Source organism: Paracoccus sp. SCN 68-21 (genome assembly GCF_001724535.1).
In the GTDB taxonomy this organism is placed as follows: domain Bacteria; phylum Pseudomonadota; class Alphaproteobacteria; order Rhodobacterales; family Rhodobacteraceae; genus Paracoccus; species Paracoccus hibiscisoli.
Window position 1 is genome coordinate 13,999 of sequence record NZ_MEES01000065.1, and the last position, 14,583, is coordinate 28,581.

The 14,583-nt window shown below is 67.2% G+C and carries 14 protein-coding genes; 7 read left to right on the forward strand and 7 right to left on the reverse strand.

The window, feature by feature from the left end:
* Positions 1 to 4: 4 nt before the first annotated feature.
* Both mmsA and chvE read right to left on the reverse strand, forming a co-directional pair.
* Positions 5 to 1,519: a multiple monosaccharide ABC transporter ATP-binding protein gene (gene mmsA, locus ABS73_RS14165; RefSeq protein ID WP_277020631.1), complete on the reverse strand. Its 1,515-nt coding sequence runs from the start codon at positions 1,517 to 1,519 to the stop codon at positions 5 to 7.
* Positions 1,520 to 1,569: 50 nt separating this feature from the next.
* On the reverse strand, positions 1,570 to 2,625 hold the full coding sequence (gene chvE / locus ABS73_RS14170) for a multiple monosaccharide ABC transporter substrate-binding protein (RefSeq protein ID WP_277020634.1): 1,056 nt from the start codon (positions 2,623 to 2,625) through the stop codon (positions 1,570 to 1,572).
* Positions 2,626 to 2,758: 133 nt separating this feature from the next.
* On the opposite strand from chvE, the gene ABS73_RS14175 reads away from it, so the two are divergent.
* The gene (locus tag ABS73_RS14175) at positions 2,759 to 3,700 is read left to right on the forward strand and encodes a LysR family transcriptional regulator (RefSeq protein WP_277020637.1); all 942 of its coding nucleotides are present in this window, start codon (positions 2,759 to 2,761) and stop codon (positions 3,698 to 3,700) included.
* On the opposite strand, the gene ABS73_RS14180 is transcribed toward ABS73_RS14175, so the two are convergent.
* Positions 3,678 to 4,622, reverse strand: a complete 945-nt coding sequence (locus ABS73_RS14180; protein WP_286693531.1) for a 2-hydroxyacid dehydrogenase — start codon at positions 4,620 to 4,622, stop codon at positions 3,678 to 3,680. The genes ABS73_RS14175 and ABS73_RS14180 overlap by 23 nt on opposite strands.
* 189 nt (positions 4,623 to 4,811) lie before the next feature.
* Positions 4,812 to 5,018, reverse strand: a complete 207-nt coding sequence (locus ABS73_RS14185; protein WP_277020642.1) for a hypothetical protein — start codon at positions 5,016 to 5,018, stop codon at positions 4,812 to 4,814.
* 99 nt (positions 5,019 to 5,117) lie between these two features.
* Here ABS73_RS14185 and ABS73_RS14190 point away from each other — a divergent pair, with 99 nt between their 5' ends.
* The 4 genes from ABS73_RS14190 (at position 5,118) to ABS73_RS14205 (ending at position 7,509) form a co-directional block, all read left to right on the forward strand.
* Entirely contained in the window at positions 5,118 to 5,675 is a 558-nt protein-coding gene (locus ABS73_RS14190) for a sigma-70 family RNA polymerase sigma factor (RefSeq protein ID WP_277020645.1), read from the forward strand.
* Complete coding sequence (locus ABS73_RS14195) at positions 5,672 to 6,013, forward strand: hypothetical protein (protein WP_277020647.1); 342 nt, start codon at positions 5,672 to 5,674, stop codon at positions 6,011 to 6,013. The genes ABS73_RS14190 and ABS73_RS14195 overlap by 4 nt, the downstream gene beginning before the upstream one ends.
* Positions 6,014 to 6,082: 69 nt before the next feature.
* Complete coding sequence (locus ABS73_RS14200; RefSeq protein ID WP_277020650.1) at positions 6,083 to 6,430, forward strand: hypothetical protein; 348 nt, start codon at positions 6,083 to 6,085, stop codon at positions 6,428 to 6,430.
* 62 nt (positions 6,431 to 6,492) lie between these two features.
* A complete protein-coding gene (locus ABS73_RS14205) occupies positions 6,493 to 7,509 on the forward strand; it encodes a Hint domain-containing protein (protein ID WP_277020652.1) in 1,017 nt (338 codons plus the stop codon).
* Between the two features lie 37 nt (positions 7,510 to 7,546).
* Here the strand turns inward: ABS73_RS14205 and ABS73_RS14210 are convergent, their stop codons facing one another.
* From ABS73_RS14210 to ABS73_RS14220, 3 genes are all read right to left on the reverse strand, one after another.
* Complete coding sequence (locus ABS73_RS14210) at positions 7,547 to 8,638, reverse strand: FAD-binding oxidoreductase (RefSeq protein ID WP_277020654.1); 1,092 nt, start codon at positions 8,636 to 8,638, stop codon at positions 7,547 to 7,549.
* Positions 8,638 to 9,876, reverse strand: coding sequence for an aromatic ring-hydroxylating oxygenase subunit alpha (locus tag ABS73_RS14215; RefSeq protein ID WP_277020656.1), 1,239 nt, complete (start codon positions 9,874 to 9,876; stop codon positions 8,638 to 8,640). Before ABS73_RS14215 ends, ABS73_RS14210 begins: the two co-directional genes overlap by 1 nt.
* A gap of 121 nt (positions 9,877 to 9,997) precedes the next feature.
* Positions 9,998 to 10,735: a hypothetical protein gene (locus ABS73_RS14220; RefSeq protein ID WP_277020657.1), complete on the reverse strand. Its 738-nt coding sequence runs from the start codon at positions 10,733 to 10,735 to the stop codon at positions 9,998 to 10,000.
* A gap of 260 nt (positions 10,736 to 10,995) precedes the next feature.
* Between ABS73_RS14220 and ABS73_RS14225 the strand changes: the two genes are divergently transcribed.
* Positions 10,996 to 13,143 carry a malate synthase G gene (locus ABS73_RS14225; protein ID WP_277020660.1) on the forward strand — a complete coding sequence of 716 codons (2,148 nt, stop codon included), beginning with the start codon at positions 10,996 to 10,998 and terminating at the stop codon, positions 13,141 to 13,143.
* A 74-nt stretch (positions 13,144 to 13,217) separates the two neighbouring features.
* Positions 13,218 to 14,393, forward strand: a complete 1,176-nt coding sequence (locus ABS73_RS14230; RefSeq protein WP_277020663.1) for a nucleotide sugar dehydrogenase — start codon at positions 13,218 to 13,220, stop codon at positions 14,391 to 14,393.
* Positions 14,394 to 14,583 lie beyond the last annotated feature (190 nt).

A 14,583-nucleotide genomic window follows, 5' to 3' on the forward strand; every position in this document is an offset into this window, starting at 1 on the left:
TTTCCTATTCCCTGACGATCAGTGACATGATCGCTTCCTGGCTGGCCTCGGCGGCGGTCAGTTCGCCCACGAACCGGCCCTGGTTCATCACATGGATCCGGTCGCACAGGCCCAACAGCTCGGGCATTTCCGACGAGATCAGGATGACGGCCTTGCCTGCCGCGCTGAGGTCGTTGATGATGCTGTAGATTTCGTATTTCGCGCCCACGTCGATACCGCGCGTGGGTTCGTCCAGGATCAGCAGCTCGGGGTCGGTGAACAGCCATTTGGCCAGAACCACCTTCTGCTGGTTCCCGCCAGACAGGTTCATGACCTTCTGGAACACCGAGGGCGTGCGGATACGCAGGGACCGGCGATAGGTCTCGGCCACCTCGGTCTCGCGGCCGTCATCGACGACGCCGCGCGTGGCGACGGCGCCCAGATTGGCCAGCACGGTGTTGCGGCGGATCGTCTCGTCCAGGATCAGGCCGAGGGTCTTTCTGTCCTCGGTGACATAGGCCAGACCGGCGGCGATGGCCCGGTCCACGGTGGAGACGTCGACCGGCCGCCCGTGCATCAGCACCTGCCCCGAGATGTCGCGCCCATAGCTGCGGCCAAAGACGCTCATGGCCAGCTCGGTCCGGCCCGCGCCCATCAGGCCCGCAATGCCCACGACCTCTCCGGCGCGGACCTGCATCGACAGGTCGCGGATCATCCGGCGGTCGCGCTGTTCGGGATGGCCCACATTCCAGTCGCGCAGCTCGAACACCACCTCGCCCGCGCGGCGTTCGCGCTCGGGATAGCGATGCGCCATGTCGCGGCCCACCATGTCGCGCACGATGCGGTCCTCGGTCAGGCCCTTGGCCTCCAGCGTGCTGATCGTGGCGCCGTCGCGGATGACGGTGACGCTGTCGGCCACGCGGCGGACCTCGTTCAGCTTGTGGCTGATGATGATGCTGGTGACGCCTTGCCCTTTCAGCTCCAGCAGCAGGTCCAGCAGCGCCTGGCTGTCGCCCTCGGACAGGGCGGCGGTGGGCTCGTCCAGGATCAGCAGGCGCACGTTCTTGGACAGCGCCTTGGCGATCTCGACCAGCTGCTGCTTGCCCACGCCAAGCGTGTCGACGCGGGTGCCCGGCGTCTCTCGCAGGCCGACCTTGGCCAGCAGGGCCTCGGTCTGGCGGAATGTCTCGGGCCAGTCGATGACGCCGCGGGTGGCGCGCTCGTTGCCCAGAAAGATGTTCTCGGCGATGGTCAGCAGCGGCACCAGGGCCAGCTCCTGGTGGATGATGATGATGCCCACATCCTCGCTGTCGCGGATGGACCCGAAGGCCGCGGGCTGGCCGTCATAGGTGATCTGGCCCTCATAGCTGCCGACCGGATAGACGCCCGACAGCACCTTCATCAGCGTGGACTTGCCCGCGCCGTTCTCGCCGCAGATGGCGTGGATCTCGCCCTCGGCCACCTCCAGGCTGACATCGTCCAGCGCCTTGACCCCTGGAAAGGTCTTGGTGATCCGGTCCATTCGCAACAGCGCGCCCATGGCTCTCCCCCCTTGTCCGGGCCGCCCGCAGGGGGGCGGCCCGATGCGCCTTACTGCAGCTGTTCGGCGGTATAGTAGCCGCTGTCGATCAGGACCTGTTCCCAGTTCGATTCGTCGACGCCCACCGGCTCCAGCAGGAAGGACGGCACGACCTTGACGCCGTTGTCATAGGTCTCGGTGTCGTTCACCTCGGGCTCGGTGCCCTTCAGCATGGCGTCGACCATCCCGACGGTGACGCGGGCCAGCTCTCGGGTGTCCTTGAAGACGGTCGAATACTGCTCTCCGGCCCGGATCGACTTGACCGACTGGACCTCGGCATCCTGGCCGGTGACGATGGGCATGGTCTGGTCGCCCGAGCCGTATCCCACGCCCTTGAGCGAGGACAGGATGCCGATCGACAGCCCGTCATAGGGCGACAGCACGCCATGCACCGTGGCCTGGGTGTAGTTCGCCGACAGAAGGTTATCCATCCGCGCCTGCGCGGCCGATCCGTCCCACCGCAGCGTGCCGACCGTGTCCATGCCCATCTGGCCCGACGGAATCGCGATGCGCCCCTCGTCGATCAGCGGCTGCAGGATCGACATCGCGCCGTCATAGAAGAAATAGGCGTTGTTGTCGTCCGGGCTGCCGCCGAACAGCTCGACGTTCCAGGGCTGGACGTCGGGGAACCGCTCCTCCAAGCCCACGACAAGCGACGTGGCCTGTGCCACACCGACGCTGAAATTGTCGAAGGTGGCATAGTAATCCACGTCCGGCGTGTCGCGGATCAGGCGGTCATAGGCGATGACCGGAATGTCGGATGCCGCCGCATTGGCCAGCGCGTTGGACAGCGTGGTCCCGTCGATGGCCGCGATGACCAGCACGTCGACCCCCTGGCTGATCATGTTCTCGACCTGGGCCAGCTGGTTGGGGATGTCGTCCTCGGCATATTGCAGGGTCGTCTCGTAGCCTGCCTCCTGGAACTGGCGGACCATGTTGTTGCCGTCATCGATCCAGCGGGCCGAGGATTGCGTGGGCATGGAGATACCCACGGTCTGGGCCGCGGCGCCAAAGGCCAGCCACGAGGTCCCGATCGCCAGCGCGACCGCGGCGGTTTTGAATGTCATGTTACCCTCCCTTTCGGCGCCGTGGCGCCGCCCCTGTGCGGTCCCCTTGTTGCGGGGCTGCGAACGGGACCATAGCAAAGCCGCTGCATATCAGTAAAATGACATTCACGACGACCAACATACCGGAAAACGCATGTCGCCACCCCTCCATCTGAAACCCGCCCCCCTGCGCCTGATCCTGGAGATCGCCGAGACCGGCCAGCTGCAGCAGGCCGCCGCGCATTGCGCCATGACCCAGCCCGCCGCATCGCGCATGCTGGCCGAGATCGAGCGTCAATGCGGCGCGCCGCTGTTCATCCGCCAGCCCAAGGGCATGTCGCCGACCGAGATCGGCACCACCGTCCTGCGCCGCGCCCGCGTGATCCTGCGCGAGATGCAGGGCATGGCCGATGACGTGCAGGCCCTGCGCGGCGGGCAGGCGGGGTCGGTGCATGTGGGCGCGGTGACGGGGCCTGCGGTCGGCTATCTGACCTCGTCGGTCCGCGCGATCAAGCGCGACACCCCCGAGGCAGACATCACAGTCGACGTGATGCCGTCACGCGAATTGCTGGGCCAGCTGAGCCTGGGGCAAATGGATTTCGCGCTGGCCCGCGTCCTACCCGATTTCGACAGCCGCGAGTTCCTGATCCAGCCCCTGCGCGATGAAAAGGTGACGTTCTGCGTGCGCGCGGGCCACCCTCTGGCTGCGGCCGCGCGGGTCGATCTGGCCGATCTGCACGATCAGGAATGGATCATGCAGTCGCGCGGCGCCCCCATCCGCGAGGCCACGATGGAGGCATTCGCCGCCGCGGGCCTGCCCGAGCCGCGCAACATCGTCAACAGCCCGTCGATCCTGTTCACCATCGCCTATCTGGCGCAGGGCGACGCCATCGCTTCAGTGTCCGAGGAGGTGGCCCAGCTGTTGATGCGCCCGCCAGTCAATGCGGGATTCGCGCTGCTGAACCACCCTCAGGACATCCGGGTGGCGCCCTATTACCTGCTGTCGCTGCGCCGCCGCCCACTGTCGCCGCTGGCGGCGCGCATCCGCGACGCGGTGATCCGCGCCACGCGCGTCACGCCAGCGTCACCGGGCTGATCGGCGGCCGCCCCGCAAAATGGGCGTCCAGGTTGTCCACCATCAGCGCGGCCATCGCGTCGCGCGTCTGGACCGTGCCCGACCCCTGATGGGGCGACAGCGTCACGTTGCGCAGCGCGGTCAGGCGCGGGTCGGGGTCGGGCTCGGACGCGAACACGTCCAGCGCCGCCGCCCCCAGCCTGCCCGATTGCAGGGCGGCGATCATCGCCTCCTCGTCGACGACGCTGCCGCGGGCCACGTTGACGAACAGCCCCTGGGGCCCAAGCGCCTCCAGCACCGGGCCCGTGATCAGGCCCTGCGTGTCCGGCCCGCCCGCGACGATGGCGATCAGGATGTCGCTGTCGGCGGCCAGCGTCGCCAACTCGGGCTGGAAGGGCAGGTCCACGCCCTTGTCGCGGCGGTTCCAATAGGCGACCTGCAGCCCCAGCAGTTGCGCCAGCGCCGCGATCTGCCGCCCGATCGTGCCCATGCCGACGATGCCCAGCCTGCGCCCCCGGAACGACCGCTGCAGCGGGAACGACCCCTTGCGCGCCCAGTCCCCGCTGCGGACCCAGGCATCGGCGGCGACCATGTCGCGCCAGCCCACCTGCGCCAGCAGCAGGGCCATGTCGGCCACCTCCTCGGCCAGCGCCGGAGAGGCGTTGGTCAGCACGATTCCGCGTTCCGCGATGGCGGCGGTGTCAAAGGCGTCATAGCCCGCCGATCCGCAACTGATGATCTCCAACGCGGGCAGGCGGTCCAGCAGGGCCACGTCGATGGGCACATGGCCGATCGCGGCAATGGCGCGGATCTGCGCGCCGTGGCGGTCCAGCAGCGCGTCGCGGTCGGGGGCATGGTCCAGGCGGTGCAGAGCATAGCCCGCCTCCAGCCTGGCCAGCGCGTCGGGGCGGGTCGGGGTCATCAACAGAACGTCAGGGGTCATCGGCGGTCGCTTTCCGGCGGTTCGGGCCCGCATCGGGCCGGGGGCGCCCGTCGCGGCGACGGGCGGGACCGGGTCAGCATGCACGCAGCTGCGACCAAGCGCCACCCGCCCTGCAGATGCCCCCATTTCGCTGTCTGAAACTTTTTCCCGCCCCCCTCGTAGATCACGATGCTACGCGGCGCCGGGTTATCAGGCCACCAGCGCGGGCCGCGACCGGACCAGCCGACCGACTGCGACCATCGTCGTCACCGCGCCCGTCAGGGTCGCCAGGAAAAGGACAATCAGCAGCGCCCGCAGCGCATTTATCCCAAAAAGCGAAATAGTTGTCGCGACAGCAATCAGGGGAATATGTGTGCCGATAAAGATGATCAGCATGATCCGCGCCTTGTCGGTCATTTGGTTTCCTTGGATTTATTGTTAAGTCATTTAGTGTCCGATTATGATTCGGGCCAAGGATAACCATTTCAATCTTTCCAGATCAAGACCTTAGCGAATATGAATCGGCATGACGAAAATACCGGCTGGCTGAATGCCATCGCCGCTGGAAGCCGGAACGACTTCGCGCGATATTATCGCGCGAACAGTAATCTTGTATTCGGTATTCTATTACGCATGCTGCGCGACCGTGCCGATGCCGAGGAGGTTTTACAGGAAGTGTTCGTGCGTGTCTGGACCCGCGCGGGCCGTTACGACCCTGCTTTGGCGAACCCGCAGACCTGGCTGGTGGCCATCACCCGCAATGCCGCCATCGACCGGCTGCGCGCCCGTCAGAGCCGCCCCCTGACCGCCCCGCTATGCCCCGATATGCCCGGCAGCGCCCCCTCCCCCGAGGCGCAGGCCGTGGCCTCGGACCAGCGGTCGCAGCTGGATCACTGCCTGTCCCTGCTGGAGGATGACAAGGCGCAGGCCGTCCGCGACGCCTATCTGGAGGGCTGGAGCTATGAGGAACTGGCACGGCGGTCGGGCGTTCCCCTCAACACGATGAAGACCTGGCTGCGCAGATCCCTGCACCGCTTGAGGCGCTGCATGGATCAATTTACGGACCCCCAATGACCGATCTTTCCCCCGACGAGCTGCTGGCAGCCGAGTATGTCATTGGTCTTTTGGATCGTGACCAGCGGCGCGCCGCCGAGGATCGGTTGACCCGCGACCCGGAATGGGCGTGCGTGGTTGCGCGCTGGCAGCGACAACTGTCGCAGATGGACGCTGCCTTTGCGCCCGTTCCCGCGCCCGACCTGCTGCCCCGGATCGAGGCGCGGCTGTTCGGTGCCCCCCCCGCCGTGCACGGATGGTGGAGGATCACGCGCCCGGAGCTGCTTACGGGGCTGGTTCTCGGCGCGGTGCTGGTGGTCAAGGCGGTGCTGCTGGCGCTGTGGCTGGGCGGGCGGTGACCGCCGCCTGAAACCTTTCGGCACACGGTCCGTATCGGCCGACGCGACAGCGACAGGTCCGAGCCGCCTATGATTGATGCCTCTCCCACCCCGCGCCGCGGCGCTCTGTATCCCGTGATCGCCGCGGTGACGACGACGGTGGTGCGGGACAATTGCGTGCTGTTTCTGCCCTGCATGGGGCGGGGGCGGCAGATGCCGTTGCCACCCGACGACCAGATGGCGCCAGGACGCCTGCTGGCGGTCGGAGATGCGACGCTGCATGTGGCGGCGCGGGGTCAGGCAGGCGCCGGCCTGACGCTGGCCGGGCTGCGCCTGCCCCTGGGGCGCCGCCTGCCGGTGCTGGTGCTGACGGATGCGCAGGGCGGGCTGCGACCCCGTTCCGTCGGCGCGCCTGCGAAAATCTCTCCCTCAGGGTGAAACAATCCACGACCGCACCCGTAACCCTCGCCGCTAAGAATAGCATGACAGGGAGCCACAGAATGTCGGTCGTCAATGATGTCACAACCCAGAACTATTCGGGGTCGCTGCTCAGCGCCCAGCTGCTGTCGGCGCAGCGCACGCTGCTGCTGAACCGGATCGGCCCACAGGTCACCAACACCGTGACCGACAACAACAACCAGCTGGTCGTCGGTGAGACCGTCACCCTGGGCGATGGCCGCACCGCCACCGTGCTGGGGTCGGGAACGATCCAGCCCGGCGTGCGGGTGGCGGGCATCGTCGTGCCTCTGGGCTCCTCTCAGCCGGTGGTGCTGGTCCAGACTTCGGGCGGACAGCTGGTGTTCCTCTATCCTGAGGGGGCGCCGAACCTGTTGGGCGCAATCGCGCTGATCACGGATATCCGTCCGGTGGATTACACGTTCCCGGGCGGCATCATCTGCTTTACCGAAGGCACGCTGATCCGCACGCGCCACGGCGATGTCCCGGTCGAGGAGCTGCATCCCGGCATGCAGGTCTGGACCCGTGACGCGGGCCTGCAGGAGATCGCCTGGACCGGCAGCCGCACCCTGTCGGCCGCCCGTCTGGCGGTCGAGCCGCATCGCCGCCCCGTGCTGATCCGCAAGGACGCGCTTGGGCCGGGGCTGCCCGCGCGGGACATGACCGTCTCTCCGCAGCATCGGATGCTGGTGGGATCGCGCATCGCGCAGCGGATGTTCGACGATTCCGAGGTGCTGGTCGCGGCCAAGCATCTGACCGCGATCCCCGGCATCGAGGAGGCGCCGTGGCGCCATGGCGTGACCTATGTGCATTTCCTCTGCGCCGACCATCAGGTCGTGATGTCCGAGGGAGCCTGTTCCGAGACGTTGCATACAGGGCCCGAGGCGCTGAAAGCCCTGTCGGACGTCGCGCAACGCGAGCTGCTGGACCTGTTCCCCGAACTGGCGCTGATGTCGCCTGCGGCCCCGGCCCGGCCCGCGGCACGTCGCCTGCTGAACGGCCGCGAAGGGCGCAAGCTTGCGCAGCGCCATGCGCAGAACGGGATGATGGTTCAGGCCTGACGCCTCTGCCCCCGCCGCCGCGACCGGCGGCGGGGGATCACACCTCGACCGCGATCCGGCCCATCGGGTTGGAACAGCAGGCCAGGATCCAGCCCTCGGCGATGTCCTCGTCGCTGATGCCGCCGTTATGGACCATATGGACCTCTCCGGCGGTCTTGCGGATCTTGCAGGTGCCGCACAGCCCGAAGGTGCAGCCCGACGGAATGTTCAGCCCCGCCCGCTTGGCCACGGCCAGCACGGTGTCGGTCTCGGCGCAGGCGGCCGTGACGCCGCTGGCGGTGAACACCACCTGCGCGCGGGCATCCTCATCGGGGGCCACATCGTCGATCACCGGAGCCTCGGATTCGGTGGCGACAGGGGCGCCGAAGCTCTCCTGGTGATAGCGGTCCATGTCATAGCCAAGGGCGACCAGCATGTCGCGCACCGCCTGCATGAAAGGCTCGGGGCCGCAGCAGAACACCTCGCGGTCCAGATAATCGGGGGCCATCAGGCCCAGCATCAGGCTGTTCAGACGCCCCTGATAGCCGGTCCAGGTGCGGAACGGTTCCGGTTCCTCGACGGTCAGGCGGACCTGCAGGCCCGGCACGCGCGAGGCGAACTGCTCCAGCCGTTCGCGGAAGATGATGTCCGAGGGGCGGCGTGCGGCATGGACGAACACGATGTCGGTATCCTGCGCCTGATCCCAGGCCCAGGTGGTCATCGACATCATCGGCGTGATCCCCGACCCGGCCGAGATGAACAGGTATTTCCGCGCCGGATGCCGATGAAAGCTGAAGATGCCGCCTGGACCAAAAGCCTTGATGCGCATGCCCGGCTGCAGGTGATCCAGCATCCAGCGCGTGCCGATGGAGGTCGCCTGCGCCTTGACCGTGACCGAGATCGACAGTGGCCGCGACGGCGACGAGCTGATCGTGTAGGTCCGCTGGATGTTACCGCGCGCGCCCTTGGCCGGATCGACCGGCAGGTCCAGCGTCACGAACTGCCCGGGCTGATAGTCGAACCAGGCCCCCGATGGTGCCCGAAAGATGAAGGTCGCGGTGTCGCGCGTTTCCGGCACGACCATCACGCATTCCAGCGGCTCGTCGTCGGACCAGGGTTCGGCGGTCCAGTTCAGGCGGGGGCGCGCCATTATTCCGCCGCCATGCGCGCGCCAAGCCGCGCGGACATCAGCCCGCAATACCAGTCGATCAGGTGGATCACCCCGGCCTCCTGGCTGGGGGAATAGGGGCCGGGCTCATAGGCGGGCGACAGGATGCCGGCCTGGTTCTCCTCGACGACCTGGCGGTCCTCGTCATTGGTGTTCAGCCAGACGCGGGTCAGGGTCTCCAGATCGTAATCGACCCCCTCGACCGCGTCCTTGTGGACCAGCCAGTTGGTCGTGACCTGGGTCTCGGTCGGGCTGATCGGCAGGATGCGGAAGACGATGGCGTGATCGGCCAGAAAGTGGTTCCAGGACGAGGGGAAGTGATAGAACATCAGGCTGCCCGCGTCATTCCAGGGCATCGAGCCCATGCGCCGCGACACGGCGGCCTTGCCCGACATGGTAAAGCTTTCCTGATGGTCCATCAGCGGCACGCGGGCCATCCGCCACTGCATGTCGGGGGCATTGACAAAGCGCGCGGGCAGGCCCTCCGCATCGCAGCGGTCCCAGTGGGACAGGATCTCGGGGCTGGCGGAATTGGGCCCCTCCATCACCGTCATCAGCGGGTCGTCGGAATAGGTTCGGCACAGCGACGGATGGCTGCCGCCGCAGTGATAGCATTCGCGGTTGTTCTCCATCACCAGCTTCCAGTTGCCCTTTTCCACGATGGTCGAGGTAAAGGCGACCTTGGCATCCGCCAGCCCCGAAGGCGCGACATAGCGCATCAGGTTCGCGGCCAGTTCGTTGATGGCGGGCGGCACGGCGGCCAGGCAGATGAAGATCATCCCCTTGAGATCGACGCAATGGACTGATTTCAGGCTGTATTTCGACGGGTCGAAATCGGGGCCCATGTCGCGCGCGAACAGCAGCTTGCCGTCCAGATCGTAGGTCCATTGGTGATAGGGGCAGACCAGCTTCGGGTTGGTGCCGTTCGATTTCGCGCAAAGGCGCTGGCCGCGATGGCGGCAGACGTTGTGGAACGCCCGGATGCGCCCATCCGCGCCGCGCGTGACGATGACCGGATAATCGCCGACCTGCATCGTGATATAGCTGCCGGTCTTGGGCAATTCGCAGCTGGGACCGGCGAACAGCCATTCGCGGTACCAGATCTGCTCCAGGTCGTCGCGAAACGCCTGCTGGTCGCAATAGAGGTCGCGCGGCAGGGCGTGATCGGGCAGGCGGGCGGCGATCAGCTGGGCGGTCGAGGACGGAGAGGTCTGGGTCATGGCGCTGCTCGGGGTCGGGGTGTCGGGGTGCGGACGGGTGGCGTTCGGCCCAACCTAGTCGGCGCGGCGCGGGGGCGCGGCAGAATTGCGACATTCGGCGGCAGAAACAGACATGCCCGCGCTAGAGCAGCCCTGCCGAGCGCAGCCGCGCGAGCTGCTGTCCCGAATGGGGCCCGCGTTCGGCCAGCAGGGCGCGCAATTCGTTCATCATGTCGCGCGGGCGCGCGCGGTTGACCGTGGTGAAAAGCGAACTGGGCAGCAGGTCGTCGGTCATCAGACTGGCCATCCAGCCCTCGTCGCGCGGCAGCGACCACATCCAGCGCCCGGCCTGCGTGTGCAGGCGGGCATGGCGCAGATCGACAAAGCCCGCGGCACCCTCGATCTGGTCCAGCCGCGGCAGGTGGCGGCCCAGCTGGCAGGTGGTGCCCGTGCCCAGCACGTCGACCTTGATCGCGTGGGGCGCGCGCTTGTGGAACATGAAGTTCTTCCACCCCTCCTGGCCCAGCTTGCCCTTGGCCATCCAGGCATTGCCCAGATAGCCAAGCACATGACACTCGGGCGGCAGCTGGTCGAAATGCGCCAGCGTGCGCGCGACGTAATCGGGCGGATAGAGGATGTCGTCATCGACGGTCAGCACGATGTCGTCGTCATCCGGGACGAAGGCGAACTTGCCCGCGTCGCGCAGGTCGCGATCGGGAATGATCGCGGTGACGCGGTCGTCCTGCGCCAGGGCGGGCGGGATCGCCTCATGCTGGTTCAGGCACAGGAACAGGTGGTCCACCTGCGGCAGGATCGATGCGACGGTCTGCATGAGGATGGCGGAGCGGGGCGGAAAGGTGGCCATGTGGGCGCGGATCATCCCGGTCTCCGGTCAGCTGATGTCGGGGCAGCATGCCGACGCGCCTGCTGAAACGCAACCGGCGCCTGCCGGAGGGGAAAGCCCGCCCGACCCCCATCGAGGGGGACGGGCGGGCTGCGGGGCCCCCGGACCCCCGCGACCAGGACGCGATAGGTGGTTCTGACACAAATGGAAAAACCTTCCATAATGCTTGGCAAAGCCCTAGTGCTGCCGTATTCCATGAGGCAGACGCCGATTCCCTGCCATCCGAGGAGACCATCATGACCCCCGCCACCCCGCGCCACGGCCTGGACGTCCATCCTGATTTCGCAGCCTTTGTCGAGGATCGGGTGCTGCCCGGCACCGATGTGTCTGCTGATGCGTTTTGGCGGGGCTATGCGGAGTTGCTGGACGGCTTTGCCGAGAAAAACCGCGAGCTGCTGGCCGAACGCGCCACATTGCAGGCCCGGATCGACGCCTGGCACAAGGCGCGCGGCAACCAGCCTTGGGATGCGGCCGCCTATCGCGCGTTCCTGACCGAGATCGGCTATCTGGCCGCGGAAGCTGCGCCCTTTGCCATCGACAACGGCACCATCGACCCCGAAATCGCGACCCTGGCGGGCCCGCAGCTGGTGGTGCCGGTCAGCAATGCCCGCTTCGCGCTGAACGCGGCCAATGCGCGGTGGGGGTCGCTGTATGATGCCATGTACGGGTCGGACGTGACGGGACCGGTGCCCACGGGCGGGTTCGACGCGGCGCGGCGCGATGCGGTCGTGGCGCGGGCGGCGGCGTTCCTGGACGAGGCGCTGCCGCTGGCCTCGGGCAGCCATGCGGACGTCACCGCCTATGGCGCCGACGATCAGGGCCTGACCGCCACGGTCGGCGGGCAGGTCGTGCGCCTGGCCGATCCGGCGGCCTTTGTCGGCACGCGGCGGGACGGGGCAGACACGGGCTATGTCCTGCGCCACAACGGGCTGCATGTGGAGCTGGTGATCAATGCGGACCACCCGATCGGGGCGGCCTCGGCCAGCGGGCTGCGTGACGTGGTGCTGGAGGCGGCGCTGTCAGCCATCCAGGATTGCGAGGACAGCGTCGCCGCCGTCGATGCCGAGGACAAGATCGGCGTCTATGCCAACTGGCTTGGCCTGATGAAGGGCGATCTGGCCGAGAGCTTTGACAAGGGCGGCAAGGTCATGACCCGCCGGTTGCAGGGCGACCGCGAGGTCACCCGCCCCGATGGCAGCACCGTGACGCTGCAGGGTCGCGCCCTGCTGCTGGTGCGCAATGTGGGCCACCTGATGACCACAGATGTGGTGCGCAAGGACGGGCAGGACACCCCCGAGGGGCTGATGGACGCGATGGTCACCGTCGCCTGCGCCATCCACGACCTGAAAAAGACCCAAGGCCCGCGCAACAGCCGTGCTGGCGCGATCTATATCGTCAAGCCCAAGATGCACGGCCCCGACGAGGCGGCATTCGCCGACGCCGTCTTTACCCATGTCGAGACCGCCCTGGGCCTGCCCGCCAACACCGTCAAGCTGGGCCTGATGGACGAGGAGCGTCGCACCAGCGCCAACCTGGCCGCCTGCATCCACGCGATCCGCAACCGGATCTTCTTCATCAACACGGGTTTCCTGGACCGCACGGGCGATGAGATCCACACCTCGATGCAGGCGGGCGCGTTCGTGGGCCGCGACGGCATGAAGACCGCGACCTGGCTGAAAGCCTATGAGGATCGCAACGTGCTGATCGGGCTTGCCGCGGGCATGCGGGGCCGCGCGCAAATCGGCAAGGGCATGTGGGCCAAGCCCGACGCCCTGGCCGAGATGCTGGAGGTCAAGATCGGCCACCCGAAATCGGGCGCCAGCACGGCCTGGGTCCCCTCGCCCACGGCGGCAGTGCTGCATGCGCTGCATTATCACCAGATCGACGTGGCCGCGCGCCAGGACGAACTGGCGGGCGCGGCGCTGCCCGATCTGGACCTGCTGCTGACGCCCGCGCTGGCGGACGGTCCGATCCCGCAGGACCAGATCCTGCGAGAGCTGGACAACAGCGCGCAGGGCATCCTGGGCTATGTCGTGCGGTGGGTCGACCAGGGCATCGGCTGTTCCAAGGTGCCCGATATCGACGACGTGCAGCTGATGGAGGATCGCGCCACCTGCCGCATCAGCGCGCAATATCTGGCCAACTGGCTGGAGCATGGGCTGATCACCGTGGATCAGGTCGAGGACGCGCTGCGCCGCATGGCCGCCAAGGTCGATGCCCAGAACGCGGGCGATGCGGCATACCGCGCCATGGCGCCCGGGTTCGACGGTCCGGCCTTTCTGGCGGCGCGCGATCTGGTCCTGACGGGGACCAGCCAGCCCTCGGGCTATACCGAACCCGCGCTGCACGCGCGCCGGGCCGAGGCCAAGGCCCGCGCCGTCTGACCCCCCCGGCGCGGCGGTGGTTGCGCAGCCGCCGCCGCGCGCTATGCTGCGCGCGGATCAGATAGGGAACCGTGATGTCGGGAAAAATCATTGCCGTGGCCGGGATCGGCTATGTCGGCCTGTCCAATGCCGTCCTGCTGGCCGCGCGCAACACGGTGCGGGCGCTGGACGTGAACGCGGACCGCGTGGCCATGCTGAACGCCCGGCAATGCCCGATCATCGATGCCGACATCGCCGACCATCTGGCCACGCGCGACCTGAACCTGACCGCCACGACCGATGCGGCGGCCGCCTATGACGGGGCCGATGTGGTGATCGTCGCGACGCCCACCGATTACGACCCGGTGACGAATTACTTCAACACCACCAGCGTCGAGGCGGTCATCCGCGACGTGACGGTCCATGCGCCCGATGCGCTGATCGTGGTCAAATCGACGGTGCCGGTGGGCTTTACCAAGGGCGTCCGGGAGAATCTGGGCACGCAGAACGTGATCTTCAGCCCCGAATTCCTGCGCGAGGGGCGCGCGCTGCATGACAACCTGCACCCGTCGCGCATCGTGGTCGGAGAGGACAGCCCCCGCGGCCGCGGCTTTGCCGACCTGCTGGCCGAGGCATCACTGGACGCGGATGTCCCGATCCTGCTGACCGGATCGACCGAGGCCGAGGCGATCAAGCTGTTCGCGAACACCTATCTGGCGCTGCGCGTCGCCTATTTCAACGAGCTGGACAGCTATGCGATGGGCAACGGTCTGGACAGCCGCCAGATCATCGAGGGGGTCGGCCTAGACCCCCGCATCGGCAGCCATTACAACAATCCGTCCTTTGGCTATGGCGGCTATTGCCTGCCCAAGGACAGCAAGCAGTTGCTGGCCAATTACAGCAACGTCCCCCAGAACCTGATCGCCGCCGTGGTCGAGGCGAACCGCACCCGCAAGGACGTGATCGCCGAGGACATCCTGTCGCGCCGCCCGCAGGTGGTCGGCATCTATCGCCTGGTGATGAAGGCGGGGTCCGACAATTTCCGCCAATCCGCCGTGCAGGGCGTGATGAAGCGGCTCAAGGCCAAGGGGGTCGAGGTCGTGGTCTATGAACCCGCCCTGCCCGACGAGCGGTTCTTCGGCTCGCGCGTGATCCGCGATCTGGCCGCGTTCAAGGCCGAAGCCGACGTGATCGTGGCGAACCGTCTGACGGCGGATCTGGACGACGTGACCGACCGCGTGTTCACCCGCGACCTGTTCCGCGAGGACTGACAGGGCTGCGGGTGCGATTGTCGGCGGCACGCCCCTGCGGGCTGACATGTCGGGGTGCTTGGCGCTGACGGTCCTTGCGGCTGCCGGATGGGCTGTTGACGGGTTGGGAACGGTTGCTCGGGTGCAGTCGACGGGGTTCAGTCGCGTAGGCACCGAATCGGGCTGCGGGCGGCGGCTGGTCTACTGCCTT

Bases quoted from the DNA above. Each gene is read 5' to 3' on its own strand.
- chvE (WP_277020634.1), bottom strand. From the start codon at position 2,625: ATGACATTCAAAACCGCCGCGGTCGCGCTGGCGATCGGGACCTCGTGG.
- ABS73_RS14225 (WP_277020660.1), top strand. From the start codon at position 10,996: ATGACCCCCGCCACCCCGCGCCACGGCCTGGACGTCCATCCTGATTTC.
- ABS73_RS14195 (WP_277020647.1), top strand. From the start codon at position 5,672: ATGACCGATCTTTCCCCCGACGAGCTGCTGGCAGCCGAGTATGTCATT.
- ABS73_RS14190 (WP_277020645.1), top strand. From the start codon at position 5,118: ATGAATCGGCATGACGAAAATACCGGCTGGCTGAATGCCATCGCCGCT.
- ABS73_RS14200 (WP_277020650.1), top strand. From the start codon at position 6,083: ATGATTGATGCCTCTCCCACCCCGCGCCGCGGCGCTCTGTATCCCGTG.
- ABS73_RS14220 (WP_277020657.1), bottom strand. From the start codon at position 10,735: ATGATCCGCGCCCACATGGCCACCTTTCCGCCCCGCTCCGCCATCCTC.
- ABS73_RS14205 (WP_277020652.1), top strand. From the start codon at position 6,493: ATGTCGGTCGTCAATGATGTCACAACCCAGAACTATTCGGGGTCGCTG.
- ABS73_RS14230 (WP_277020663.1), top strand. From the start codon at position 13,218: ATGTCGGGAAAAATCATTGCCGTGGCCGGGATCGGCTATGTCGGCCTG.
- mmsA (WP_277020631.1), bottom strand. From the start codon at position 1,519: ATGGGCGCGCTGTTGCGAATGGACCGGATCACCAAGACCTTTCCAGGG.
- ABS73_RS14185 (WP_277020642.1), bottom strand. From the start codon at position 5,018: ATGACCGACAAGGCGCGGATCATGCTGATCATCTTTATCGGCACACAT.
- ABS73_RS14215 (WP_277020656.1), bottom strand. From the start codon at position 9,876: ATGACCCAGACCTCTCCGTCCTCGACCGCCCAGCTGATCGCCGCCCGC.
- ABS73_RS14210 (WP_277020654.1), bottom strand. From the start codon at position 8,638: ATGGCGCGCCCCCGCCTGAACTGGACCGCCGAACCCTGGTCCGACGAC.
- ABS73_RS14180 (WP_286693531.1), bottom strand. From the start codon at position 4,622: ATGACCCCTGACGTTCTGTTGATGACCCCGACCCGCCCCGACGCGCTG.
- ABS73_RS14175 (WP_277020637.1), top strand. From the start codon at position 2,759: ATGTCGCCACCCCTCCATCTGAAACCCGCCCCCCTGCGCCTGATCCTG.